Consider the following 25,610-nt stretch of genomic DNA (forward strand, 5'->3'; position numbering starts at 1 on the left):
CTGATGGCAGAAGAACACAATCATTCCCGGGACGATCGCGGACGGGGCCGGAGCGGTTCGCGTCCGGGCGGATTCCGGTCGGGCGGTCGTCGCTCTTCGGGCTTCCACAAGGGCGGTTCGCACTCGGGCGGATACCACTCCGGAGGCTATCGTTCGGGGGGTCACCGTTCCGGCAACTTCCGCAACCATGACAGCGAGGGCGGCGAAGAGCGTCGTTCCGAGAACAGGAATGGCCAGCGGCCCTTCCGCGGGCGCGGGCACGACCGGTACGAGCGTGACAATCGCGGATACAGACATGACCGTCAGGATGGCCACGGCGGCTTCCGCAGGGATTCCGACCGGGATCGGCATTTTGACAGGCGTGACGACCGCCACGGCCGTCGGCAGGATGGCGACCGTCCACGTCGCGACTTCCATGCCAACGGGAATGGCGGATATGGGCATCGTGATCGTGACAACAACCGCGGTCGGTCGGGGTATGGCTACCAGCGGCATGACCGTGACCGTGATCGTGGCCAGGGCTTCCACGGGGACCGCCGTCGGAATGACGACCGGAGGTTTGATCGTCGGCAGGATGAGCGGTCCGGTGGGGATCGCCCCTGGAACAACCGCTCCCGTGATGACCGTCCACGTCATGACCGTTCACATGGGGATCGTCCCTACGGCAACCACTCCTATGGCGACCGTTCCCGTGATGACCATCGTCAAGGCGGCTATCGGGGCGACCGTTCCCGTGGCGACAGGTATCAGGGCCAGCGCGGCCGTGATGAGCGTCGTCGTGACGCTTATCGCCATGACGACCGCCGCGGGGCCTATCAACGTGACCGCCAGAATGGCTATGACCGCGGTCGTCGCAACTCTGACGGGACCGTCTCCTACCCCTCGCAGAACCCCTACACGGATCGTCGGCCTGGCGAGCCCAAGATGCCCAAGGGCCTGGAATGGTCCATGCTCTCCAAGGATGATCGCCTGCGCCTACGTGGACTGAGCAAGGAGCACGCAGAGAACATCGGCCTGCACATCCTGGCCGCCTACGCGCTTGAGGAGACCGATCCCCAGGGGGCCCTGGCTCATGCCAAGTGGGCTGCCCGGCAGGCCTCGCGAATCGATCTTGCCCGTGAGACGCTGGCCCTGGTGGCCTACCGCCAGGGCGACTACAAGCTGGCCCTGAAGGAATTCCGCACTGCGCACCGAATGAACGGCTATTCCGATTACCTGCCCTTCATCGCCGACTGTGAACGTGGTTTGGGAAATCCCCGCAAGGCCATTGAGGAGGCCACCTCCGAGGAGGGCAGCCAGCTGCAGGGCGAATCCAAGGCGGAGATGTTCCTGGTTTATGCCGGAGCGTTGGGCGATCTGGGCCTGTGGGACAAGGCCATCGAGACCGTTCAGGCCCTGGTCAAGGCCCGCGGACTTAGTGGCGACTATCGGATGCGTGCCGTGCAGGCCGAGCAGAACTTCCTTGAACAGGCTGGTCGCAGCCAGGAGGCTCTGGAGTTGGAACCCCTGCTGGATCGGCTGGAAGCGGAGTATGCCGACGAGGATGAGGACGAAGATGGCCAGAAGGACGGACAGTCCGAGGAAATCCTGATTGACTACGACCTGGAGCACTTGGATTCGGCCATGATGGAGGAGCTCTCCATTGACCCGGATGGCGGTGGGGATGACTCGGATGAGGATGATGTCACTGATGCATCCGAGCAGGGTGCCGATGACAGTAAGGTTGAGGAATCTCCTGAATCAGTAGCTTCGAACGATTCAGCGGGCTCAACTGACACAGGTGGCTCAAGTGATTCGACTGAATCTTCCGATTCAGCCGTTATCCCTGACACGGTTGGTTCAACAGGTTCGTCTGACTCAGCTGGTTCATCCGGAATGCCGGAATCTGGAATGCGGGAATCTTCAGATGCTGTGGAGGAATCAAGGGGAGAGTCAACCAGTCTTGATGCGCAAACTTCAGACGATGGTTCTCAAAGCGACAAAGTTGTTGACGAAACTGGCGTGGCTGTTACCGGTGAATCGGCTGCTGACGTCGGTGGTGACACGACGGTCCAGGCTGCAGGATCCGAGTCAGACACTATCGATGTTCAAAATGAGCAGGTCAGGGATGAGCAGGTCAAGGAGTCCGATACTTCTGATGAAGACAAGGCTGAATCGTGACCGTCTTCCTCAAAGGAACTGCTGACGCTCCGGCAAAGACCTACCGTCTGGCTCTACTGGACTTGGACGGTGTGGTCTACCGGGGCGCTGACCCTGTCGAGCATGCGGCCGAGGGCATCGACCGCGCTCAGACGCTCGGCATGCGCATGGCCTACACGACCAACAATGCATCCCGGTTTCCCCATGTAGTGGCCGATCAGCTGCGCGGGTTCGGTCTGACCCTGGACGATGGTCAGGTCATCACATCGGCCGTCGTTGCCGCACGAATGCTGCGCCGACACCTGCAGGAGGGAGCCAGGGTACTGGTTATCGGATCCGATCATCTACGAGATCAGATCCGCCTCAACGGGATGGTGCCCGTGGACAAGGCTGCAGATCAGCCAGTGGCTGTTATTCAGGCTTGGTATCCCGAACTGGGCTGGCAGGATCTGGCCCAGGCCGCCTTTGCCATCGAAAACGGTGCACGTTACTTCACCACCAACAAGGATAGGACCCTGCCCCGCGAAGGAGGCATGGCACCCGGCAACGGAGCCATGCTCCAACCGGTGATTCTGGCTACTGGCAAGCAGCCGGAGGACTCAGCCGGCAAGCCGGAATCGGCCATGTACGACGAGGCTCGGCAGCTGTTGGCTGGCAGCCAGGAGAAGAGCTTGGACGTTGACCAATGCCTGCCTGTAGGTGATCGTCTGGACACCGACATCGAGGCAGCCAACCGGGGTGGGTACGACTCCATGGTTGTTCTTACAGGCGTGGCGCGAACACCCGCCATTCTGACTGCACCGGCCAAATTGCGGCCGACTTATCTGGCTGAAGACCTGCGCGGCCTCACCTCGCCACAACCCCAGCCCAGTAAGGAGGCAGACCAGACATGGCACTGCGGCGGTCAAACAGCAAAAGTAGATGATGACGGGCATATCACCCTGCGTGCTCTTGAGGGAGGCGGCGATCCACTGTCTGATTTGGATGCTGTGCGAGCCTGCGCCTGTGCGCTCTGGGAGCACCAGGATCGTGGTGGAGACATGCACTCACTGGATCTGCCCGCTTTCGTCGTAGGGGCATAGCGGCCATGTCGGAAGAGGCCAATTCCGGACAGTTCGGAGCGAGTGGATCACCCCAGGAATCAAATCACTACGGGTTACCTGAGCAGTCCGGCCAGACTGGGCAGCCTGTAGGGTCTAAGTATTCTGGACGGTTCTCACAGGCAGATGATGAGGATACGACTGCATTAGCACCTGAAAAGCCCATGGATAAGCAAGCTATGGCCCCCCTCTTGGAGCGTTTCCCTGATTTGGCTGAATTGGACAATCTGGACGATGCACAACAGGTCGAGCTGCTCGGCAAGGTGCTGACGGGGCTCCAGCAGGACCTGAACCGGGAGGGCAAGTGAACGATGAGGACCTGGTCGTCAAAGCAGGGACCGGTCGTAGAAGAACCGTTGCTCTTGCCCGCGACCGGCTTGACCGTATCCTGTCTGCGCAAGGGCTGACGGATTCGCGTGCCAGAGCCCAGGCTTTGATTCGTCAGGGTCGGGTTACGGTCAATGATCATCCGGCATCGAGGCCTTCTCAGAGCGTCCAGCCAGGCGATGTGATGCTTCTGGACCCGGGCGATGACTATGCCTCAAGGGGGGCGTTGAAGCTGGAGGGTGCCCTGACGGCTTTTGCGGCGCAGGGGATGCCCGGTCCGCGTGACAGGCTTTGCCTCGATATCGGGGCTTCCACGGGCGGTTTCACTGACGTTCTGCTCAGACATGGTGCGAGGCGTGTTATCGCCCTTGATGTGGGCCACGGACAGTTGTTGGAACGGATTGCCGCTGATCCTAGGGTGATTGACATGAGCGGTGTCAACATACGCGAAGTCCAGTCGGGAGACCTGCCGTATCATCCGGAATATGTGGTCTCGGATGTGTCCTTCATCTCGCTGACCTATGTCATTCCTGTCCTGCCTAGGTTGCTCGCGCCTGCTGCCAACTGCTTGCTGCTGGTCAAACCCCAGTTCGAGGTTGGACGTAGCCTGCTGGGCCATCATGGCATTGTGACGGACGAGGACCGCAGGCAAGAGGCTCTGGAACGTGTCTTGGCCTGTGCACGTGAGCATGGATTTGCTGTCCGAGCTACCATGCCATCGCCCATAACCGGTGCTCATGGCAACGTTGAATATCTGCTCTGGCTGTCTTGGCCACAGTCGGCCTAAGGCCTATGGTTTCTCGCTTCCTGTGCGACACACCAGGCTGGACAGAATCCACAATTGCGGTAGTATAAATGAGTTGTCAAAAACGAGTTCCTCGTCAAGATGACATGCGCCAGTAGCCCAACGGATTAGAGCAGCTGACTACGGATCAGCAGGTTGCAGGTTCGAATCCTGTCTGGCGCACCACACGGAAGCCCTACAGCCACAACGGTTGCGGAGCTTTTCCTTTATCCGGACCAAGGCATGCAGGCCCCGAAATGTATACTAAATTGCATCGGATTATTCCGACACTCCCGACGCATAGAAAAAGCCCCGCCGGAGCGGGGCTGCTGATTCGCCTCATTTGAACAGGTTCCAGATGCTGACCGTGGTCTTCCGGTAGATCTTGTTGTACATGGCTTTCCTGGGGTTTCGTATCCATCCCATGCCTTTCCTCCCGTATCCGGGAATGAGGGCCTTCTTCGCCTGCCTCTTCCACTTGCCGGTGGTTCGTGCTTTGAGGGAGCGTCTGGGGCTGGGGGTGCGCATGCCGATCTTCATTGCCTTCACTTCTCTTGGTCTTCTATGGTAAGCATGACATTTTGCCCGGTAGACGATATGCCTATGCTGTATCCGTTCTTCTCCAGATATCCGCTGCCGTCGTCTTGCACTCGATCGTTCAGCTCATCAGCGGTAACGCCAACGGTTTTCGTGATGCACGATAGACTGGGCAAAGCCTCAGAGCTTATGTCCGAGTCCAATTCAGACATGTACAGTATGCTGTTCTCTTTTTTGTTGTACTGAATAGCATCAGATGCTTTGCTGCATTTGGCGTTGAGTCGTTTTACCGCATCGGAGCTCTGTTCTCCGCATGCAGCCTGCGAGACTGATGCGCATATCACCAGGAGCAACGAGGCCAATTCTTGACCATGTGATTTTTTGCATCGTCTGGGACTATCAGCAGACTACCAGCAAGATTAGAGCTGTAGTCGGATACCCTAAGCGCACGGGGAAAGGCCGACCTGTACAGCCAGGTGGAGGATACCCTTCAGGGTGCGCCCAGCGATATCGGCCTCTGGGGACGCAGAGCGCCCCAGCTGCTCGCCAAGCTGACAGTCCGGGTGGGCAGGCTCGCCGACGCTCCAAACGGCGGACGCGACTACCGGCACCTGACCAATGCTCTCCACTGGGTCAGGATGCGCACCACGCCATCGCAGGACCGGATCATCCACGGGCGATGCCTCACCCCCAAGCGCGGAGCGGATATCCTAGGCCCTCTGACGACCAGATGGCCACCTGCCCTGTATGCGGCAGATTGTGGAGCATAACAGCCATCAGACAATCCAGGATGGAGGAGTTCAAAGGCAGGACCATCACCTGCACGCCCATGGATGCCGTCGACCGGACTCGAGACAGATCGGGTGAAAAATCAATCGCAAGCAGGTGACCCTGTGGATCAAACACGGGAAACTGCCCTCAGCAGTGAAAACGGAAGAGCCTGGTAAGTGTGTGTTCGACATCGACTAGCCCACAGCCTGCGCATACGCAACAGGACTAGACAAAACTGGTCCGTTGACGTGTGATTGCCACACAGGTTTTTTATTGTAAGGGTCTGGCAGAGATGCCCGGACCTTTCGTATGATGTGGCTGCTTGTAGAAGCGTATTTCCGGATTTTGTTGTATTCTTTATCCAGCTAAACTTGTACGAAGGAGCAAGGTTATGGCTGGGAAAAGAAGAACCGTATATTTCTACACCGGTGAAGAGACAGATAATAAGAGCTATGTTAAGAAATGGTGTCAAGATGATTGGGAGCGATTCTTCAATGAATATAACGAACCATGGAAGTCATACTTTTTAGGGAAAAATTATTATGAAGGAGAAGTTGGCGAAAGCTCAACTCCGGTAGCAAGATATTTTCACCTTTTGAAGCCTAGGTCGCTTCACGATTGGCCAGAAGGCAAAGATGCACAAGGGAATACGAAAAGCCTGGGTGTCCATAGAAAGGCACTCGGGTTGAGCGAGATTGATGAATACACGTATTTGCTGCCGGTGGAAGGCACCAAATATGTGGCAATGTTTCGCTCGTCGGCCGGCCCGACATCCGTAGCAGCCGCTGAATGGATGACACTTTACTTGAAGCGGAAGCAAAAAAGCCGAAGTTTTGTGTTTAAGCCCGTCCCTCGCAAGAATGCCAAGGAAAAGCTCCAATCTGCAGTAGGCGTAAGATCCTTGTATGTCCAGTTCGAGGGACAACCGCATGGCAAGTCGGAAAGTCAGATTGAAAAGGGGGTAGCGGTCGCAGCATCGGGAAAAGGGTTGGCTGGGAGTGACAACATGAAGATTAATTTAAATATCACCCTCGATCGCACGCAGAAAGAGGGCCTTGCCGTTGACTGGCTACTTAAAGAAGCCGGGATACTCGCGAAAGGTGTAAACGGCGGATTACCTGGGGCACACGTTTCGCGGTTAAAGATCAAGACACTCCAGCCTGGCAAAGATGGCAAAATCAAGGTCGAGCAGGTTGACTTTTTCAAAGAGAGAATGACAGTGCGAACCGAGTTCGGCGACGCTGATGAAGCCATGGATGCGAACCAGATTATTGCTGGAATGTATGATGCAATTCGTAAATTCCGGAAGAAGTCAGGACAGTAATGATACTGAGTAGGACACAAGCAGGGTGTTAATACGAGTCTTAAACTGAAATCTCTTCTACGGAGAGTTAAAGACCACTCGACAATAGTGAATACCGTATTATTGTCGTACTCCAATTTCACTTATGCTGACTAATATATCCGCTATATCCGCGACTCCCAATTTTGTGAAAACGATAGGCAACTCCAATACAGGGAATCTGTACATAGCCATTCCAACCGTCGCAGCACCGCCGGTAAGCGTCGCTGACGTAGTGGTCGTTCCGTCTAGCCTACGAGCTGGAATCTTTCAGGGGACTGGGAATAAGCGCAGGGGATGCCATGGTTAGCAACTGGCTTTCCATAAGCTACCGCAGGTTCATCAGCGCAGCATCATTACCGGAGGCATTATCGATTGATATTTTAGGCAACACGAAGCTAGCGCCGTGGTTTTTCGGGCTTTCCGTGCTATTTTGCGCTCACCTAGCCGTCGGACTGCTTTGCTGCTTCTATGTTTGATTAGGATCGTCCAGCATGACGACGTGCACGATGCACAGCATGAACTCGAACGCAGATGAACTTGGCGTAGCCTGTTAACGTGCAAGGGTCGGAACCCGAAAGATGCTCCGGCCTCTTCTTATACCTGTCCGCAGGTGCTGTTTCCCTTCCTTCGTCTTCCTGCGGGCCCTCTGCCTGGCCGCGCCACAACCCCTACCTCTGGACGCGAGCCAGGCTACACATCCATATCTCAGGAGTGGCTATGCCAAGCAGTCACTGCAGATGGCAGACCTCGCGCAGGCGCGACCGGCTGCCCGGCGACTTGCAGCGGATCAGAGCCAAGGACAAAGCCGGGGCAGGCGGCAAATGCCAAGCCAGACACCATGCGGAAGGTTGCAACCGAATAGGAACCGATAGCGACCATAGCGTCTCAGGGGACGACAACAGTTGGGCAACCTTCAATGGCTTTCAAACGCTTGCCATAAAACATAGACAGAAAGAGAGGCAACGGCGCGCAATGCATGGTATCGTGAAGTCCGGCTCCATCCCGCCGAGACAAATCCGGGATCGATCCAACCTGTCCATAGTTCGGCTATTCCGGCAAAAGCACGATTTTGTGTGACACTTGGGCGGCAAAAGTCCTAACACGATAAAAGCACCTCTGAAGAGCAAGTCATCATCTACATTACTTGAACGGGTCCCGGAGGTTAATTATGGTCATCCAATAGATTTTGTTGTAGGAGGTTTTCGCGGAGTTCTGTATCCCCCCCCCCCCCCCCCCCCATGCTTTTCGTTCCACATCCGGGAGTTAGGGCTTTCTTAGTCTGCCATTTTCGCCGGCTCAGATTCTCGCCTTGGGGGAGGGTCTGGGGTAAACGTTCGGATGCCGAACTTCATTGCTGCGGATACTCCTATCCGTGGCTTTCGTTCATTCGTGGGCAGCAAAGGGTTCAATTTAAGGAAGGTACGTCATATGACCCGTCCTGCTTTTTATCCTGATTCAATGTGCACGGAAGCCAATTGTTTTCTGCCATGCTGGATTCCGAGGATTGGTGCATCTCGTTACACTGTGTGTCGTCTCTATGGATGAGTTGCCACCGTTTTGCAGCCACGATATTCAAAGAGCTGTCAATATGTCAGGATCGTAATTTCTGGTTCTTGTGGGTTGATGTCGAATTCGGTAAATAGCTGTGTATTGGATGCTCATGTCCTGGTCTTGAGCAGGTCGGGTCAAGGAAAATTCTGGACACTATCCAGGATGCAGAATAATTAAGCACCGGCTCTAATATGTAAGATTTTCCATTTATCACACGTATCTGTCTATGTCCCATTTTGCAACGGACGACTGTTTAGTAGTGCGTTGTTGAGGATGATCAATCTGTTTTAGACGGAATATTTCGCACAGAACCGCGGTAGACCACCGTTGGTTCGAGAACATGCGTGACAGGCGATTCCAACCAGGTCTTGTTCCTAGCGTCTTTTTGCAATTCAGAGATTCTACGCATCATTTGCGAGGAGCATGTTTTGGCCATTTCGGCGATCCCTTGATCGAAGGTTGTCAGGTTCTGCCCAACCCCTAAATGATTCAAAGTATTATCGTACCCGATGAGAGAACAGTCATCGGGTATTTTCATTCCACGTTCATTTAATCTGTTAACAAAACCAAGAGCCATCAGGTCGTTGCAACAGAATACGGCGGTTGCACCCTTGTCGATCAGTGAATCCGCTGCTTCATAGCCGCTGCCGAAGCGATAATCTCCATTGACATCGAGCTCTGGATTAATGGGAAACCCTGCTTCTGAAAGACCGTCCAGAAAACCAGCCTTGCGGGCCTCCGAGGTATCGGATTCCCTATCACCGGATATGCATGCTATGCGTGTATGACCGTGACGTACCAGTATTTCAGCAGCTTGTCTTCCACCTGAATAGTTATTTGAACCCACGCTATCGCACCAGTCCATCCCAAGAAGTCTATCGGTGAGGATCACTGGGCAACTCATCCGAGTAACTTCTGCTTTAAGATCAGCGCTATTCCTTACGGATTCTTGAGAGGGGATCAAAAACAGTCCATCGATATCCTGTGAGTCGAGTTGAATTAACAACTCATGCTCGATTTTCTCCTTGTCGTCGGAGTTGGCCACTATCAGTGAATATCCATATGACCGGCAGGTGTCTTCAATACGTTTCGCCAGCGAGGCGAAGAAGTAGTTTTCTATATCGGGGACCAGCAGGGCTAACAGCATTGAGGTATTTGTTACAAGACTGCGAGCATTCTGATTAGGAACATATTTTAACTTCTTTGCAGTCTCAATGATGAGTTTCCGTTTGTTCTTGGACATGCGGATAGGTCTATCATTGAGAACCAAAGACGCGGCGGCCACCGATACGCCGGCGGCCGAAGCAACATCCTTCAACCTCACTCGTACGCTCATAGCCGCTCCTTTTATTTTATCCAAGTACTGTCTTATAAGACAATTCGTTGTCGACTCTTGCTGTAAACCTACAATAACAAGCAATTCGCTTTTGGACCGGGGCTGCTGGGGAAAGAGTGAACATATGTTGTTCCCCTGGGTGGTAAGGCCCTATTGCTTTAGAAAAGTGCTTCTACAGAGGGAAACATTGGTAGGTCATTGGAAGGCCCGGTGACGATTGTCTTTTGATAATCGCCACCAGGCCTTACTCATTATGTTTAATTTACAAATATGATTGTCGCCACGATGGGGCTATAAACTACTGATCATCACCGCTCATTCTGGAGGTCGGTACGAGAGCCATATAGCTTGTGACGAAGAATGAGCACCAGAACGACACCTACAATCAGGGTACCAACCGAAATGAGAGCCAGGTTGGAGTAAGTGGCACCCGCTCCGGTTTTCCCGATCAAGCTGCCTTTCGACAATGCCGGATTGGCCATCAGACTACCGAATACAGAGATTCCGATAGAACCGGTGGTGTTCATAATCAGATCATTCAGGCCAACACCACGTCCGGATTCGTCCTTATGCAGTGTTCCCAGAACCGTATCAACCAAAGGAGAATACAGGAAGGCCTGGCCGCCGTTGAAGAAGATAGGGGCAATTGCCATGAAAATCGTGTTCTTCTGGGCTAGGAATGCAACCATCAACATGCCAATGGCCATTGAAGTAGCAGCGCAGATAATTGATGCCCCACGACCGATCTTATCGACAATGAAGCCGGAGCAGCATCCCACGATGACTGCAACGACAGGTCCCCATACGATGAGCAGGGACACCTTGGCGGAATTGATGGAATAGACATCGCGGCCAATGGCGTTGAGCATGGGCGAGAACCAGTTCGGCGTGAAATCAATGACGAAGACCAACAGGCATCCCAGCAGCCAGGGGACATTACGGAAGAAGCCGGGCGTGATGAAGGGCTCCTCCACCTTGTGGATGTACACCGCAAGGGCTGCAAACAGCAGAATGGAGACGATCAGCATCCACCACGCATTGAATGAGAAGAAGAGCGTGAGGAATGCAGCACCGCCACCGAAGAGTATGAAGCCTGGTACGTCAATCTTTTTCCCATTACCGCTATCGCTGGGGAGGTTGTGCATCAGGATCGGGATAAAGAAGATGGTCACCACGGGAATGAGGAAGAGGAATTGCCAATGCAAGGTGGCCAGCCACCCACCTGCCAGAATGCCAATGACGTTGGAAAGCTGGAAGGCTGCAGTGAAGACGCCGAAGAATATGACCTTTAACGACGGTTTCAGATACTTCGTAGCCACCACCAGATAGACGGAGCCAGCGACCTGTTCGCCTGCCGTTTGAACTGAGCGTGCGATTATGACCACCCACAGATTGCCGGTGATGAAAAATGTGGCTAAGAATCCGAGAATCGAACCCGTCAAAAGGAAGACCATGCCCACCATGACCATCTTTTTCAGCGAAACGAAATCTCCGAGAGATCCGTAAATGAAACAGACAATGCCGAGAATGATACCTGGTATTGCCGTGATGAGCGAGGCATGTGCGGGATCACCCACGTCTTGGCCAACTTGTTCGAAGACCAGATTAAATGCCTGCATGCACAATGTGCCCAGCACGAAGGTAATGAGCAGGGGAATCAAGGCTTTGACGGCAGCCCTGTTCGTAACTTCTGGATCTTGTCTGGGATCGAATTTATCAAGAGCTTCAGTTTGAGTATTTTGTGATGACAAAGTAGTTTCCTAACCAACCGATGCCGGGCGGCTATTGCCCGGCAAAGTTTGACGATTGTTTTCAGCGGCAGGCGGCACTTGTGCGGGACATAAATTCTTTCAGGAACCGGGGAACATCGACCTGTACCGCGACCTCCATGGTCTTTCGTGGATCATTCAAGCGCGTGTTGTCACCGATGGTACGGCCTCGGGTAGGCCCATCCACGTCTACTTGCATGTTCATAGGCAGTGTTTTTACGAAGGTGGGATCAATGGCCACTGCGGCAGCGAGAGGATCATGCAGACCGCATCCATGAAGGTGAGGGTGGAATTTCGCATAGGCGCCGATGTAGAAATCAGTCATGTCAGCCAGGAATCTGGAGCCAGCAGTATCCATGTCGCGCCATTGCTGAGTTTCCTTCTTGGTCAGCAGCGTCTGGAGGGTGACATCCAGCCCGATCATTTTTGCGGGGATACCAGACCGAAATACTCTGTTTGCCGCTTCCGGATCCTGGGAGATATTTGCTTCCTCCCAAGGATTGACATTGCCGCAGACCGTCAAGGCTCCACCCATCAACACCACTTGACCAATTTGGTCGACGATTTCAGGTGCACGCTTAATTGCGGCATCCAAATTGGTCAATGGGCCGGTGGGAACGTAGACCAGATCCTTGCCATAGGTCTTTACGGAATCGATAATGAAATCGACAGCGCTGGTTGTTTCAGGTTCCTTATTGGAGTCGGGAATTACTACTTCGCCGATGCCGTTCTTGCCGTGAATATCCGCGGATGGAGTCAGAAACTCGTCTTTGTCGCTTGGGTGGTCAATGCCGGGATAGACCGGGATTTCGGGATGGCCCAGCAGACTCAAAACGGCCAGCGAATTCCGCAAGCCCTGCTTGAGCACCACATTTCCGTAAGTGCCTGAGATTCCCAACAAATCAATGTCAGGGCTCCCAAGGGTGTAGCTCAGGGCCAAGGTGTCATCCACGCCTGTGTCCAAATCGAGAATCATCTTTTTCGCCATTGTGAAGCTCCTTCTACTCTGACTGGCTTTAATAGCGATTTCTCAACAAGCTCAGGCTTTCTCCCTGACTTGAACTTGCGTCAAAACACTACATTGTATTGATAAACCGTTATATCAACGCAACAAATTCATGATAAAACGTTAAATCTAACTTGTCAAAGCAACGTCTGTTCGAACATATATCGCGCGATACATTTATTAAATGAAATATGGAGAGCACTCAGCAAAAGAATCTTATGGGCCAAGAATGGTGTTCCGCCCAAGGGCCAGATCGTGAACCAGCGCTTGCCCAAAGGAGTGTGTAACGGGTAGAGATTCACATGGATGGGTCCATGGCGAAAAGTTGTTCTGGCCGGAAAATACTTGTGAGGACCTACCTGTTCCCACGGCTTGATGACCTGCTGATTAAGGGCATTGAGAGCAAGAGAATCAGAATATAGGAACGCTAAGAATTGGATGCTAGAAAACCTGTCATGATATTTGGGGCGGAAAGATGAACTGGACGGTGCTGCCGTCCAGGATCCCACAACCGGTTTTCTGGAGCGGTTGCTTATGAAGCCGACCCGAATTGTGTTGGTGTCCTGCGATTTCCTCCTGAATCCGACTTTCAGAGGAGGACGCCTCGGCGTACTCTGAGGCATTCGGAATATCTGGCGAAAACGATGAAATACGCTGCTGCGATGATCTTGGGACCCAAGGAGCCTGTGTCAGGCAAATAGAACAGTACCGTTCCCGGTCGGGGTTTCCGAGTGCCATGGCGTTGAGTATCTGGTTGTCCACTCCGAAGCAGCCGTTAATTTCCGCCCGCGCCATAGCCGGCCCATAGTGGTTCTGAGCTCACGTATTGCATTGTCTCATGTCGGTGTCATGACGCGGTATGTAAGCCACTTATCCGAGCTGCCTTTCTTAGGATTGCTTTCGCAGATGGCCACCATTTCCAGGAGAAGACCTATGGAATCTACGCCGATGGTTATCCATGAACCGGCTCCATTGAGTCTTGATGCGGAGCACATAGTAGATTTCCGTGCGTGAACCACCTCCGCCGTCTTGATCTCCCGATGTAACTCGCGGATTCTGGGGAGTATGACTGGGTCTTCTCCCACTGACTACAGGTCCTTATCCTTATATCGCGTAACTGCATGACGATACTCAGGGCTTGGCAATGGGCGCCGGGAGGCGGGTGTGTTTGGTGTGGTGCTGATAACCCGTTCGGGGTGTTTCCCTCCAACCTGTGTTTAGGTTGAATTATGCCGATAATCCTTGAAAAACAAGGGTGTCAAAGACTTTTGGCGGGGGAATTTTTGGTATGGAGGGGGGTGTGTTGATAGCTTGAAGAGGTCGGACCTGCGCAGGCCTCGACGATGCAGGCACATAGTCGTCAACCAAATCGGCCGGCGGACGATGGCCAGGGAAGGCGGGTGGCAGGGGTATGGAACTGGGCGGTCAGATTCGCCGGTATCGCTCGGAGCGGGGCATGTCCCAGGACGATCTCGCCGGGAGGATATTCGTGTCCCGCCAGACCATATCCAACTGGGAGAACGACCGCACCTACCCGGACGTGCAGAACCTGCTCCTTTTGTCCGACCTCTTCGACGTGAGCATCGACCAGCTGATCAAAGGAGACCTCGGCACTATGAAGCAGGCACTCGATAGAGACGTACGAAGCATGAAGATCCTGAATATGATCCTCTATGGCCTGGCCGCGGTCATCTTCATTGTGGATGGGCTGATGCTGTATGGGGTCGCAGTTGCCAAGCGGGAGTGGCCGTGGCTGCTTTCGCTCATGGGGCTCCTCGCCCTCCTGGTCCTGTTGGGAATGACCATCGGCCTTGAGGAGAACATTAAACGACGAAACGATATCCGGACCTACAGGGAGATCAAGGCTTTCCTGGCAGGTGAGGAGGTGGACCGGTCCGATCGAGGCCATGCGCCCGGCCTGCGCAAGAGGCTGGCGCTGCTGTTGCTCGTAATCGTGGTCAGCGCTGTTGCCGGGTATGCTCTTGCGGCCCTGCTCTGGTGACAGTCCTCCTCGGCTGGCAATAGGAAATAGGGGCTTTACCTGTACCAACTGGCCTGATAAAGCCACAACAAGAAAGCGGCATTTTCTGTGCCTTCCAGGCGCTCAGGGTGCTCACCGGTATCACCAGGATCCCGGCAGTCCCTGCGTGTATCAGTGGCTTGGTCGGCGTCGTGGCCGTGTTTTTTTTTCTATTCGTTGTTTCTTCTGTTTGGCTTATACCTGTTCCTATGAGTTAGTGTGCGCCGCCGTGAGTTGGTGCTGGTTATCGCTAAGTGAATTGAATTGATATCTGACGCTTGGATGCTGGTATGGCAAAAACATTCTACATGACAAGTGGTCGAAGTCCGCTCAGGTCACAACGGCGGACGGGTATGACGGGAAGCTAGGGCTTCTTCGTCCATGAAGTGCTTGCTGGCCATGCATGCCGAAGAGCCAGGGAAGGAGAAGGTGCCCGATGAATTCATATCTAAGGGCTTCAAGCAAAGGTACATGCTGGCAGGCGTGCCAGAGGATTGCAGTCACCGCCCGGCGCGAGCATTTCCGCTACCACGCAGACGATGAAGTGTTCATGGGAGATTGAGGACCGTATACGGTCGAACCGATACACGGCCTCCGGAACTCCTGCAGGCTCTTCAGCAAGGTCGCACACCTATGGCAGCGTGGTCTGATTGGCACGGTCAAGGGTTCAACCGAGGGATTGTTAATTGCAATCCTGCATTGGATAAAAGTTCGCTTTCTATAAATTTCGAAACTGATATACAAATTATTCATCAGTTTTTTGATGAAGGTTTGTTGCCTTCGTACTCCGAAGCGATCCTTGTATCGCCGGCAATTTCAAAACTGTAGATCAGAAGTTATCCGAGCTATAGCATTTTAACAATTTTTACTTCTTCGTATGGCAGCTGTTCCTTTGTGCAAAACCGGGGAGAACGCGAGGGTCTTTCGTGTTGCTCAGATAAACAAATAGTCTAATTTTTGTGAATGCAAATAAGGATAGACGATAGATAGCATATGACAATTGTCTCTAATCTGAGATAAAAACGGTTAACAAAAGTTGATCATTTAGAGCAACTATTCTGGTCTCGCCCCAGGGATTCAATCAATCCATCGTCTTCAGGTGAAACCTTGAAATTCTATACAAAGCATGTTCGGCAGACCTAAACCGTCAATTCCAATGAGCAGTTATGCCCCCCCCCCCATGTCGCCGGGCACTACGGCATACGGGGGAGTGATGGCAACTGATAGGAAACTTTCACTCATTCCCCAATCATGCCCTACCTGCGCAATTGGTTCGGTGTAAGAGGATAATAATGATTTTGTTAGTCATCCAAATCCGTTTTTTAAATAAATTCTGACGTATACAATTACTACTATTTGATTGAGTCGAATGAGATCATGGGCGAATTAACGGTGGAGAAACAAGGAGAGCAGTAATAATCTGCACAGATGTAGTTGCTCTAGAACGAGACGTTCACTCAGATCGAGTAATCCTAATTGGAGATAAAGGCCTCGGATATTGACATGGACAATTTGCTAAAGGACAGGAACAACAGATTATATCTTTCCTCGGTAGTTACAGATAACTGTGGGAGCTCTTTAATGATGTTTGCATTACCTCTCATAGTGCTGGATATGACAGGTAGCGGAATACATCTGTCGTTCATCTCTGCAATCGAAACAATACCGTTCCTTATTTTGGGTCTTCCGATAGGTGCGATAATAGACAGATTAGATGTAAAGAAGATCATGATCTTTAGTGACTTGATCAGACTGCTGAGTTATTCGGTTCTTGCTATCGCTTTGGCATTGAAAGCATCGTCGGCATTTATGATTTTTATCATTTACACAGTTTCGCTTGCAGTAAGTGTAATGAATATCTTAAGCACGGTGTCGGAAATTACTTTTGTTTCATTCTTGGTTGAAAAAGAAAATTTTTCGAAATTAAACAGTACAGTTTACGGAATACAGTACGGTGTGAATTTCGCGCTACCCATACTAGGGGGAGTGCTGTATAAATTCATTCCTCAAAGTTTGTTGACCGGCATATCTGTGGTTTTCTATTTAATCAGTCTACTGCTGGTGAATAATATAATCCTGATATCTCAGAGAGACCCTTTTGCAAGGTTTTCCTCTATTAAGCACGGTGTAAATGCAGTATTCACAGATATAAAGGATGGGGTGCGATACACTGCTAAAATTCGTGCTGTTCTGTACCCTCTTGTGCTTGCCGCCTTGGTTAATATAGCATCGGCTAACTTTCAGAACGATAGTCTGATAATCTTACGTCAACAAATGGGTCTTTCTTCGGATCAAATTGGGTTGATTTTGTCCATCGCAGCAGTCAGTGCTTTGATTGGAACGATCGTAGTAAATTGGTTAAATAAAAAGATTGAGTTTGGCCAGCTTTTGGTACTGTCGATTATTGCCGGTTCTCTTTTTCGGGCGGTATTCGCATTAAGCGCTAATTTAATAATTTTAGTTTCTTCAATTGCATGCATCGCGATTAATGAGTCGATTCTTAATATCAGTATAATCACGAATCGACAGAATGAAGTTGGGCAGGAGTACCTTGGTAGAGTCACGAGTATATACAAGGCAGTTCTAATCGGGGTGAATTCTATAGGCTATTTACTTGGCGGATTTGTTGCCAATAAGATAGGTTCAAGATTAGGTATCGGAATATCGGCGGTTGATCTTTTTGTAGTCTCAATGATAAGTCTATTCTTGATGACTTTTGTGAGGGTGCGTAATAATTAGTTTCACCATAAAGGGTATCCATGAGGACTTTATCGATGAAGAAAATGGGTATATCTGAGATAGGCGGCGGGATACTGCAATTTTGAGCTTGACTCGGTGAAGTAATGAGAGTTCCGTCTGGTTTGTCCATTGCTGTTTGGTGCCGGCGCACTGCCTTTTCTGCCACGCTGCATGGAGAAGATGAGACTCAATGAAGGAGTCCGAAGTGACCATGTCCGGTACCGTTCTGGAGTCTCATCGATATCCGCAATATGCTCTGTACCATGCAACTTTCACACAAACCTAAAAGCGAAAGGCGGCCACTTGGTCGTATTTTGCGCCACTAGAGTGTCGAACACAGAAGGAGAAGTCTGCTGTTGCGATGATCCTTCCACCCAGAGTGCCACTGTCGATGAAGTGGAGCGGACCAGATTTTGATCAAACTTCTCCGGTCGTGCGTTCATCATGAAAAGTGCGAAAGCCTGGCGGTGGTTGCGTTCGGTTATCGTGGATAAACTCTAAAAAGAGTATCGGGTTACCCGAAGACCCATCCAGTTTCTTCGACACTGCCAATGTCTATCCGCATGGGAATACCGAACGATACCTGGGCCAGGGCCTGAAGAAGTATGCGAAGTAGGACGGAATTGCCACTGCCCCCAAGTCTTCTTCATTTCGTAAGCCCACCATGCAGCAAATCGACCATAGCCTGGAACTTCTGGGAATGGACTACGTAGACCTCTATATCAACACCGCTGGGAATGCCTCGCATCCTCGAAGAGGATATGGATGCTCTGCACAATCTGGTGAAAGCGGGAAAAGTACGTTACCTGGATGCAATCGCCATGTACGCCTGAAAGTTCCAGAAATAACGATTCGCGGCGGCAAGCCACGGATAGGCTCTTTCGTTTCGATGCAGAGCCATATGGACCTGATCGATATGTGAGGAGGAGCGTGAGATGGTTCCCATCTGCCAGGACGGGAACATCCGCAACTGCGGAAGCTTCGATTGCGGCGAGACTAACGAACACGGTTGCAGTGCTCGCGCCAAGTGATTGGGGCAACCCCGGTTTCTCTGGTGAAAGCCGCGCTGAATGAACTGGGACGCATATATCCGACCTGCCTGCCAATCCAGGCAATGTCCTCACCAGTGGACAAGAGAAGACGGCGGGCCCGGTCCATTCTTTGCTCTCTGATGTACCGGGCCAGGCTTACTCCGGTCTGATGCCTGAAGGCGAGGCATAAACGGGTGCGTCCCACATACAGTGATTGGGCTATCCGATCGATGGAGAGATCGCCGCCCAGGTTGGATTGGATATGGGTTTTGACCTGCTGGACCAGTTCGTGGTCGTGTGAGGATTCGTGTCTTTGCACAAGTGCAGAGGAAGCCTGGGCCAACATTGCCATGAGGAGGTCGATGTGTGCTTTTATGAGGAACTCCGTCTGGTCCGGCCTTCCTGGGGAAAACTTTGACATGGCGGTTAAAGCGGCCAGGGCGATACCGGATGGCCAGGGTTGGCAGAAGGCGTCAAAGAGTCCCTTGACCTGGCCGGGCCACTGGGTTTCCAGCTCCATGAAATAGTGGGGCAGGATGCAGATGCTCTGGGTCCGTGAACGGAAGCCTGCCGGCATACGGTTGGTGACCGATCCTGCCCGCTGGACCAGGGAGACCATATTGCCCTCCTGCATCGTACACGGCTGCAACCCGTAAGGAGCGGGGCTGGATGTCGGGCTTTCATCCATGGTCAGGCAGGCGTAGTCGGTTATGGCGTACTCGCTGAAATCCATCTCGCGCAGGAAGGTGATGTCGTGCCATATGACCAGGCAATAAGGACCTGCCGGATTGGCTTGGAATCTTCCCCGACAGATGTCGCCATCGACCTGCCCTTCCAATCCACCCGACCGGTGATGGAGCTCCATGCCGAGTTGTTCCACCTGGGGGCGGTACAGGGTCTGTATCTCGCGGGATTCGGAGTGCATCTCATGGTCGGTCATTGCTCACCTGGTTTCATTCTGCCGGCCTTGTGGCGATCTCGATAGACTTTCGTTTTCGTTCGCACCTTTTCTGGATTCATCCGTCCCTCCCTGACGGTCTTCCAGCCGTTGATTTCTCAGATTACGTTCGATGGCGACGAACAACAAGGCCTTGGATGAAAATCAGGAGGAAAGGGATGACCACAGACCATGTGGATTCGGGAAGCAAACCGGATCCTATAGAAAGTAAAGCTCAGGGCGGTGGAGGCTGGCCTGGACAGGAAAAGTCGCATGGGCGTAGTTCCCTGATGCGGCTGCTTGATTTCGCCGGCCCTCGTAAGGTGTTCTCCTATCTCGGCTGTGGTCTGTCCGCCCTCTCCACGATTGCCGGCCTTGGACCCTATATCTGCATATGGCTGGCAGTAAAAGACCTCCTCGCCGTAGCGCCGAAATGGTCCCAGGCCACGGGAATTGCCATATACGGATGGGCCGGATTGGGGTTTGCGGCGGCTTCCGTCATTCTGTACTGTGCAGGACTGTTGATGGCGCATCTGGCAGCCTTCCGGAGTGCCTCCAACATGCGTAAAGAGGCCATAAGCCACCTGATGAGCCTGCCCCTGGGGTATTTCGATCTCCATGCTTCAGGCGAGTTGCGCCGCACCATTGATGGCTCGGCGGCCGACACCGAGAATCTGCTTGCCCATATACTCCCTGATGCGGCCGGTTCCTTCGCCATGATTCTGAGCATGCCGATACTGATGCTGGTTTTCGACTGGCGTATGGGCCTGGCCTGTCTCTTCCCCATCCTGATTGCCCTGGTCTGCATCCGTGTCATGATGAACGATCAGGGACAGTCCTTTATGAAGGAATACCAGGATGCATTGGTGCGAATGTCGAAGACCGGGACCGAGTATGTCCGCGGCATTCCGGTGGTCAAGGTCTTCCAGCAGACGGTTTATTCCTTCAAGGCCTTCCACGAGGCCATCGAGCATTACAGCCGAATAGCCAGGAACTATGCCATGCAAATCTGCCACCTGCCCCAGACCATTCAGATGACGGCTCTGAACGGGACTGTGGTTTTCCTTATTCCTGTAGCCATCCTGCTGGCTCCGGGGCAGGGTGACTTCACCTCTTTTCTGGCCGATTTCGCCTTCTACGCCGTCTTCTCGGGCATGGTTCCCACAGCCATGACCCGTCTGCAGTTCTCCAGTGAGTCCTTCAGCAAGGCCGACGACGCTTTGGACAGAATCACCGGTGTGCTCAGCATTGAGTCCCTGACGGTAGCTGCCGAAGCGGGACATCCGAAGTCGGCGGATGTGTCCCTGAAACAGGCCTCGTATACCTATCCGGGTGCCGGTCGTCCAGCACTGAATCGGATTGACTTCAAGGTGCCGGAGGGTGGAGTGGTGGCCCTGGTCGGTCCCTCGGGAGGAGGGAAATCGACCTGTGCCAGTCTGGTGCCACGCTTTTGGGATGTGAACTCGGGCAGGGTCGCTGTGGGCGGCATTGATGTCAGGTCCATCGATCTCCACGATCTGATGGGGCAGGTCGCCTTCGTTTTCCAGACCAACAGGCTCTTTTCGACGACCCTCCTGGAGAACGTCCGCGCAGCCAGACCGGAGGCGACTGCCGAGCAGGTCTTGGACGCATTGAGAGCGGCTCAGTGCATGGACATCGTGGACAAGCTTCCCAATGGGCTTGACACCATGCTCGGTTCAGGAGGAACCTACCTTTCCGGGGGAGAGGCACAGCGCGTGGCCCTGGCCAGGGCGATCCTCAAGGAGTCTCCCATTGTGGTCCTGGATGAGGCGACCGCTTTTGCCGATCCCGAGAACGAGGTCCTGATACAGAAGGCGCTGACCAAACTGACCCAGGCTGAAGGGGGTCAACGGCGAACCGTTCTCATGATTGCCCATCGTTTGTCGACTGTGGCTCACGTCGACCAAATTCTGGTGTTGGATGGGGGTCGCCTGGTTGAGCAGGGCACTCATCGCCAGCTGCTTGATGCGCAGGGTACCTATGCCCGTCTCTGGTCTGAATACGAACGGTCGGTCTCCTGGAAGGTCGACAACTCTCCGAAGGCTGCCGGCGGAGCTGGTCAAAAACCCGCAGGCTCCACTGCGGGTGATGAGCACAACGTTCCCGGTGTCGGATCATTAGCTGCGGACTCGTTTACCGGTGATTTCGACATACAGAGGAAAGGAGGTGAGGCATAAGTGCTCGCCTCATTCAAGAAGAAGTACGCCCTGTCCGACCAGGGCATGAAGATCGTGGTTCTGGGAACGCTGTGGACCACACTGACCAATCTGATTATCATGGCGGGAACCGCCTCCCTTCTGCTGGTCATGAAGGCTTTCGTCGAGCACCTGACAGCTGGGGCGCCCCTGCCGGAGATCTTGCCCTACCTGGCCGGTCTCCTGCTCTTTGCCCTCATCCTCTTCGGCTCCTCCTGGTTCCAGTACAGTTATTCCTATGGCGCGGTCTTCCGCCAGACCGGAACCCAGCGAATCGACCTGGCTGAGAAGCTGCGCAAATTGCCACTTTCCTTTTTCGGGCGGCGTGACCTGGCTGATCTGACCGATACCATCCTGGGTGACGTGGCCACCATGGAGCATGCCTATGCTCATGCCTTGAGCCAGCTCTACGGTGCAGTCGTCTCATCCGTCCTGATATTCCTGTCGCTTCTGCCCATCAATTGGGCACTTGATCTGGCTGCGTTCTGGAGTGTGCCGGTGGCCTTCGCCATCATCTTCGCTACTCGACGATTTGTTGAAGCCTCGTCACGGCGCACGAGGCAGGCTCAAATTAGAGTCAGTGATGGCATTCAGGAGGCGCTTGACTGTGTTCGGGAGATTCACGCCACCAACCAAGAAGACAGGTATCTGGACAGGCTCTTCTCGACCATCGATGACACCGAAGCCACTACGGTTCGAGCCGAGATGACCAATGGCCTCATATTGAACTCTGCCATGGTGGTTTTGCGGCTGGGTGTGGCAACAACCTTTCTGGTGGCTGCTGGGTTGATCATTGAGGGCAGGATCGACTTTATGGTCATGTTCCTCTTCCTCCTGATGGTTTCGCGGATCTATTCCCCGTTTGACCAGGCGCTGATGTTGGTTTCGGAGCTCTTCCAGTCCCAGAGTTCGGCCCGGCGGATTCGCTCCATCGCCGAGGAACCTGTGGCCGGGGGGAGTGAGGAATTCCACCCCGATGGGCACGATATCGTCTTCGACCACGTTGCCTTTTCCTATCCCGCGCTTGCGGGTAAGGCGGCAGGTGAACCGGTTCTCAAGGATGTCGGTTTTACTGCCAGGGAGGGGGAGATTACAGCCCTGGTCGGCCCTTCGGGTTCCGGGAAATCGACCTGTGCTCGGCTGGCGGCTCGCTTCTGGGATGCTACTGCAGGTTCCATCACCGTAGGCGGGGTGGATGTAAGTAATGTGGATCCGGAGGTTCTTCTGCGCGACTATGCCGTGGTTTTCCAGGAAGTGATGCTCTTTGATGACACGGTCTTGGGCAATATTCGGATGGGTCGGAGTGGTGCCAGTGACGAGGAGGTGTTGGTTGCGGCCAAGGCCGCCAACTGCGACCAGTTCGTTTCGCGCCTGCCACAGGGGTATCAGACGATGATTGGGGAAAACGGCTCCAGGCTTTCCGGAGGCGAGCGTCAACGAATCTCCATTGCCAGAACCATCCTCAAGAATGCCCCGGTCGTCTTGCTTGACGAGGCTACCGCCTCCCTGGATGTAGAGAACGAGACGCAGGTGCAGGAGGCCCTATCGCAATTGCTGGTGGGCAAGACGGTCATGGTCATTGCCCATCGGATGCGCACTGTCGAGCAGGCTGACAAGATTGTGGTTCTTGACCATGGGCGTGTGGTCGAGCAGGGTTCCCCGCAGAAGCTTATGGCAGCAGATGGTGAATTTGCGCGGATGGTTCGCTTGCAGGGGGAGAGCGCAGGCTGGTCCTTATAGAAAGAGCCTGGATCGGCTGCATGGAGGAGCCAGGAAATCAGGTTCGTTCTGCAGGAATCAAGGCTCATCAGGTCCTTGAGCATCGCGGGCAACATCAAGCTGTCCCTGCTCTAGGCAGGGACGCCAGGCAAGGGGCATTCGGGAAGATTCGGCCAGGTGGTGGACTCTCTGGGCATTGGGTCTATACTTGGCAAAACCGCTTAAATGCTCCGGTGGGAGAAAAGCAGAAACAGTTTTCGCGCGGGCCGTCATTATGAATTCCGAGGCTGTTCTTGCTGATGAGCCCGCTGCCACTCTCGATTCAGCGAACAGGTCGAGGATCATCGCTCTGCTCTTTGGCCTGAACTGCGATTCGGGATCCACGATCGTCACCGTTACGCACGACGCCTCACTGAATGACCAACATGATCGAATCATCAAACTGCAACGAAAGGCCTAGAACATGGGTTTCTGGATTATGGTATTCGCGGCTTTGCTTGGCTTGGCGCTGATTGTTCGGGGATTCGTATTGGGCAAGAAGGACAAGCGCTGGTTCGTGCTGTGCATATTGGGCGCAGCAAGCCTGGCGTTAGCCGTTTGGCTTGCTATATGAGCACCCGGTGAAACAATGTCGGCCGCCAACATCGGGTGAGGATGAGTACAGATCGCTGTCGGGTGGGACTGAGTGTGCCCGGTATGCGGCTGGACGTACTGCGCATGGGGGAAACCTGATAGGTTCAAGCAACTTGTAGTTCTGCTTGGGGTGCTTCGTGGGAGGGATCGATTCTTCCCAGTATAAAAAGAGTCTGGCATGGCCTTTTCCATCTGTAGAAGTCGGATAACGGTTCTCGTTGCGGCAAAAGCAACGCCCAGCAACCTGCGAGACACATTGTTTCCGCTCGGGGAATTCCGGCATTTGAGATTCAGGCATTTGAGCAAATCGATTGCTGAAGCCATGGATGAGGAAACCAGGTTCTGGGAGATAGTGTTTTGTTTTGCCAGAGAGGCTGCGGGGGGGGGCTGCAGATGTCTTATTAGGGGAACCGCAGAGATTCCGTATTGCCGATGGCTGATCGAATTAATAAGTGAGTTTTTCTTCTTTCTATGAATGTGTGGCAGATACTGGTGGTTCGCTCGATTTGTCAATGCGTTGAGTTACCTTTTCCTCTTTAGATTTGTGGACAGGTACTTGAACATTAGGTTATAACTGCTAGTGGCTCCGATGCTGATATATTTCAATCACCGTTGGTGCTATTGTTTTTGAAGAGTGTCTGGCAGGTTTGGCCGCTCAATGCAATGAAACTTTAACGAACCGCTGTACCTACCATAAAGGGTGGCACCAATGAATGCTGCTATAGAACTTGGCAATCTAGTCAAAGAGTATGAAACGCCAGCAGGGGTTATCAAGGCGCTTGATCACCTTAATTTAACCGTCCCTGAAGGGGGCATCTTTGGTCTGCTGGGCCCTAACGGTGCCGGAAAATCAACAACGCTAGAAATGGCTGTCGGCTTGAGAAAACCGACTTCCGGAACTGTCAGCATATTCGGCAGGAATCCGCAGACCTACTCGCAGTGGATCCATCGGCGGGTGAGTATTCAACCCCAGGAGTCCACAATCTTTCCCCAGGAAAGAGTGGGGGAGATACTGTCATTCTGGGCCAGTCTTTATGATCACCCGCGCGACGTGGATCAAGTCGCAAAATGGATGGGCTTGGACGAATTGCTGCTCCGCAAAGTAGCGAAATTATCAGGTGGACAAAAACAGCGACTGAACGTTGGTTTATGCATCATAGGGCGGACGAAATTAGCCATACTTGACGAACCCTCCACTGGTCTTGATGTAATGGCTCGAGACGACCTTTGGAAGGTGCTCCGGTTTTTGGCTGAAGAAGGTACGACGATTGTCTTATCGACACATGATTTAGATGAGGCGAGGATTCTGTGCCACGAAGTTGCGGTGATAGATCATGGTCAGTCTGTGGCCCAAGGCAGTCCGGAGGAACTCATAAGGAAACATGCCAATGGAACGCTGATATCCTGCCGAGTAAGCCCGGATGGAATATCGGACGTTGTGAGCATGCTTCGAACTTTTGGCGTACCGGAAGTCGTTGATAAGACAACCATCTCAATACGTGCCGACGATACGGATCCTGTTATTGCTGTGCTGTCGAGCAATCCTGCGGTTTCCCAATTGCGTATGAACGAACCAAGCCTTTATGATGCCTTCGTGAGGCTGACCGGGCATGATTTTGAATAGTTGATGATACTCATTTTTGATAGGAC

17 protein-coding genes and 1 tRNA gene are annotated in these 25,610 nt (G+C 53.2%); 13 read left to right on the plus strand and 5 right to left on the minus strand.

The genetic code is table 11. The features are described 5' to 3' along the window. The first annotated feature begins 3 nt into the window (after positions 1–3). From ACUIAF_RS01040 to ACUIAF_RS01060, 5 genes are all read left to right on the plus strand, one after another. Complete coding sequence (locus tag ACUIAF_RS01040; RefSeq protein ID WP_445338756.1) at positions 4–2,160, plus strand: helicase; 2,157 nt, start codon at positions 4–6, stop codon at positions 2,158–2,160. Continuing rightward, positions 2,157–3,221, plus strand: a complete 1,065-nt coding sequence (locus ACUIAF_RS01045) for an HAD-IIA family hydrolase (protein WP_445338757.1) — start codon at positions 2,157–2,159, stop codon at positions 3,219–3,221. The genes ACUIAF_RS01040 and ACUIAF_RS01045 overlap by 4 nt, the downstream gene beginning before the upstream one ends. A 182-nt stretch (positions 3,222–3,403) precedes the next feature. Continuing rightward, positions 3,404–3,547, plus strand: coding sequence for a hypothetical protein (locus tag ACUIAF_RS01050; protein WP_157930020.1), 144 nt, complete (start codon positions 3,404–3,406; stop codon positions 3,545–3,547). Between the two features lie 11 nt (positions 3,548–3,558). Further along, the gene (locus ACUIAF_RS01055; protein ID WP_445339135.1) at positions 3,559–4,353 is read left to right on the plus strand and encodes a TlyA family RNA methyltransferase; all 795 of its coding nucleotides are present in this window, start codon (positions 3,559–3,561) and stop codon (positions 4,351–4,353) included. Positions 4,354–4,459: 106 nt separating this feature from the next. Then, positions 4,460–4,536: transfer RNA gene (locus tag ACUIAF_RS01060), tRNA-Arg, on the plus strand. Positions 4,537–4,689: 153 nt separating this feature from the next. Here the strand turns inward: ACUIAF_RS01060 and ACUIAF_RS01065 are convergent. After that, the gene (locus ACUIAF_RS01065; protein WP_015022053.1) at positions 4,690–4,890 is read right to left on the minus strand and encodes a hypothetical protein; all 201 of its coding nucleotides are present in this window, start codon (positions 4,888–4,890) and stop codon (positions 4,690–4,692) included. 473 nt (positions 4,891–5,363) lie between these two features. Between ACUIAF_RS01065 and ACUIAF_RS01070 the strand changes: the two genes are divergently transcribed. Further along, positions 5,364–5,657, plus strand: coding sequence for a hypothetical protein (locus ACUIAF_RS01070; protein WP_445338758.1), 294 nt, complete (start codon positions 5,364–5,366; stop codon positions 5,655–5,657). 392 nt (positions 5,658–6,049) lie between these two features. Then, complete coding sequence (locus ACUIAF_RS01075) at positions 6,050–6,982, plus strand: hypothetical protein (protein WP_445338759.1); 933 nt, start codon at positions 6,050–6,052, stop codon at positions 6,980–6,982. A gap of 1,849 nt (positions 6,983–8,831) precedes the next feature. On the opposite strand, the gene ACUIAF_RS01080 is transcribed toward ACUIAF_RS01075, so the two are convergent. From ACUIAF_RS01080 to ACUIAF_RS01090, 3 genes are all read right to left on the minus strand, one after another. Next, on the minus strand, positions 8,832–9,890 hold the full coding sequence (locus ACUIAF_RS01080; RefSeq protein WP_015022050.1) for a LacI family DNA-binding transcriptional regulator: 1,059 nt from the start codon (positions 9,888–9,890) through the stop codon (positions 8,832–8,834). Positions 9,891–10,198: 308 nt separating this feature from the next. Continuing rightward, positions 10,199–11,641: an MFS transporter gene (locus tag ACUIAF_RS01085; protein WP_445338760.1), complete on the minus strand. Its 1,443-nt coding sequence runs from the start codon at positions 11,639–11,641 to the stop codon at positions 10,199–10,201. A 61-nt stretch (positions 11,642–11,702) separates the two neighbouring features. After that, positions 11,703–12,647: a nucleoside hydrolase gene (locus ACUIAF_RS01090; RefSeq protein ID WP_110417350.1), complete on the minus strand. Its 945-nt coding sequence runs from the start codon at positions 12,645–12,647 to the stop codon at positions 11,703–11,705. 1,474 nt (positions 12,648–14,121) lie between these two features. On the opposite strand from ACUIAF_RS01090, the gene ACUIAF_RS01095 reads away from it, so the two are divergent. Beyond that, positions 14,122–14,667: a helix-turn-helix transcriptional regulator gene (locus tag ACUIAF_RS01095; RefSeq protein WP_445338761.1), complete on the plus strand. Its 546-nt coding sequence runs from the start codon at positions 14,122–14,124 to the stop codon at positions 14,665–14,667. Positions 14,668–16,269: 1,602 nt separating this feature from the next. Continuing rightward, complete coding sequence (locus ACUIAF_RS01100; RefSeq protein ID WP_445339136.1) at positions 16,270–17,424, plus strand: MFS transporter; 1,155 nt, start codon at positions 16,270–16,272, stop codon at positions 17,422–17,424. A 996-nt stretch (positions 17,425–18,420) separates the two neighbouring features. Here the strand turns inward: ACUIAF_RS01100 and ACUIAF_RS01105 are convergent. Then, positions 18,421–19,395, minus strand: a complete 975-nt coding sequence (locus ACUIAF_RS01105; RefSeq protein WP_445338762.1) for a helix-turn-helix domain-containing protein — start codon at positions 19,393–19,395, stop codon at positions 18,421–18,423. Between the two features lie 176 nt (positions 19,396–19,571). On the opposite strand from ACUIAF_RS01105, the gene ACUIAF_RS01110 reads away from it, so the two are divergent. The 4 genes from ACUIAF_RS01110 (at position 19,572) to ACUIAF_RS01125 (ending at position 25,584) form a co-directional block, all read left to right on the plus strand. Further along, positions 19,572–21,590, plus strand: coding sequence for an ABC transporter ATP-binding protein (locus tag ACUIAF_RS01110; RefSeq protein ID WP_445338763.1), 2,019 nt, complete (start codon positions 19,572–19,574; stop codon positions 21,588–21,590). Further along, positions 21,591–23,348 (plus strand): ABC transporter ATP-binding protein, encoded by a 1,758-nt coding sequence (locus ACUIAF_RS01115; protein WP_445338764.1) that lies wholly within the window; start codon positions 21,591–21,593, stop codon positions 23,346–23,348. A 442-nt stretch (positions 23,349–23,790) separates the two neighbouring features. Further along, positions 23,791–23,940: a hypothetical protein gene (locus ACUIAF_RS01120; RefSeq protein WP_015022038.1), complete on the plus strand. Its 150-nt coding sequence runs from the start codon at positions 23,791–23,793 to the stop codon at positions 23,938–23,940. Positions 23,941–24,669: 729 nt separating this feature from the next. Next, positions 24,670–25,584 (plus strand): ABC transporter ATP-binding protein, encoded by a 915-nt coding sequence (locus ACUIAF_RS01125; RefSeq protein ID WP_445338765.1) that lies wholly within the window; start codon positions 24,670–24,672, stop codon positions 25,582–25,584. Positions 25,585–25,610 lie beyond the last annotated feature (26 nt).

Source organism: Bifidobacterium sp. ESL0822, assembly GCF_052606675.1.

What these genes read in the sequence shown, in the direction of transcription:
- ACUIAF_RS01040 (WP_445338756.1), top strand. Translation starts at nt 4, where the DNA reads ATGGCAGAAGAACACAATCATTCCCGGGACGATCGCGGACGGGGCCGG.
- ACUIAF_RS01050 (WP_157930020.1), top strand. Translation starts at nt 3,404, where the DNA reads ATGGATAAGCAAGCTATGGCCCCCCTCTTGGAGCGTTTCCCTGATTTG.
- ACUIAF_RS01065 (WP_015022053.1), bottom strand. Translation starts at nt 4,890, where the DNA reads ATGAAGATCGGCATGCGCACCCCCAGCCCCAGACGCTCCCTCAAAGCA.
- ACUIAF_RS01075 (WP_445338759.1), top strand. Translation starts at nt 6,050, where the DNA reads ATGGCTGGGAAAAGAAGAACCGTATATTTCTACACCGGTGAAGAGACA.
- ACUIAF_RS01080 (WP_015022050.1), bottom strand. Translation starts at nt 9,890, where the DNA reads ATGAGCGTACGAGTGAGGTTGAAGGATGTTGCTTCGGCCGCCGGCGTA.
- ACUIAF_RS01090 (WP_110417350.1), bottom strand. Translation starts at nt 12,647, where the DNA reads ATGGCGAAAAAGATGATTCTCGATTTGGACACAGGCGTGGATGACACC.
- ACUIAF_RS01095 (WP_445338761.1), top strand. Translation starts at nt 14,122, where the DNA reads ATGTCCCAGGACGATCTCGCCGGGAGGATATTCGTGTCCCGCCAGACC.
- ACUIAF_RS01100 (WP_445339136.1), top strand. Translation starts at nt 16,270, where the DNA reads ATGTTTGCATTACCTCTCATAGTGCTGGATATGACAGGTAGCGGAATA.
- ACUIAF_RS01105 (WP_445338762.1), bottom strand. Translation starts at nt 19,395, where the DNA reads ATGACCGACCATGAGATGCACTCCGAATCCCGCGAGATACAGACCCTG.
- ACUIAF_RS01110 (WP_445338763.1), top strand. Translation starts at nt 19,572, where the DNA reads ATGACCACAGACCATGTGGATTCGGGAAGCAAACCGGATCCTATAGAA.
- ACUIAF_RS01120 (WP_015022038.1), top strand. Translation starts at nt 23,791, where the DNA reads ATGGGTTTCTGGATTATGGTATTCGCGGCTTTGCTTGGCTTGGCGCTG.
- ACUIAF_RS01125 (WP_445338765.1), top strand. Translation starts at nt 24,670, where the DNA reads ATGAATGCTGCTATAGAACTTGGCAATCTAGTCAAAGAGTATGAAACG.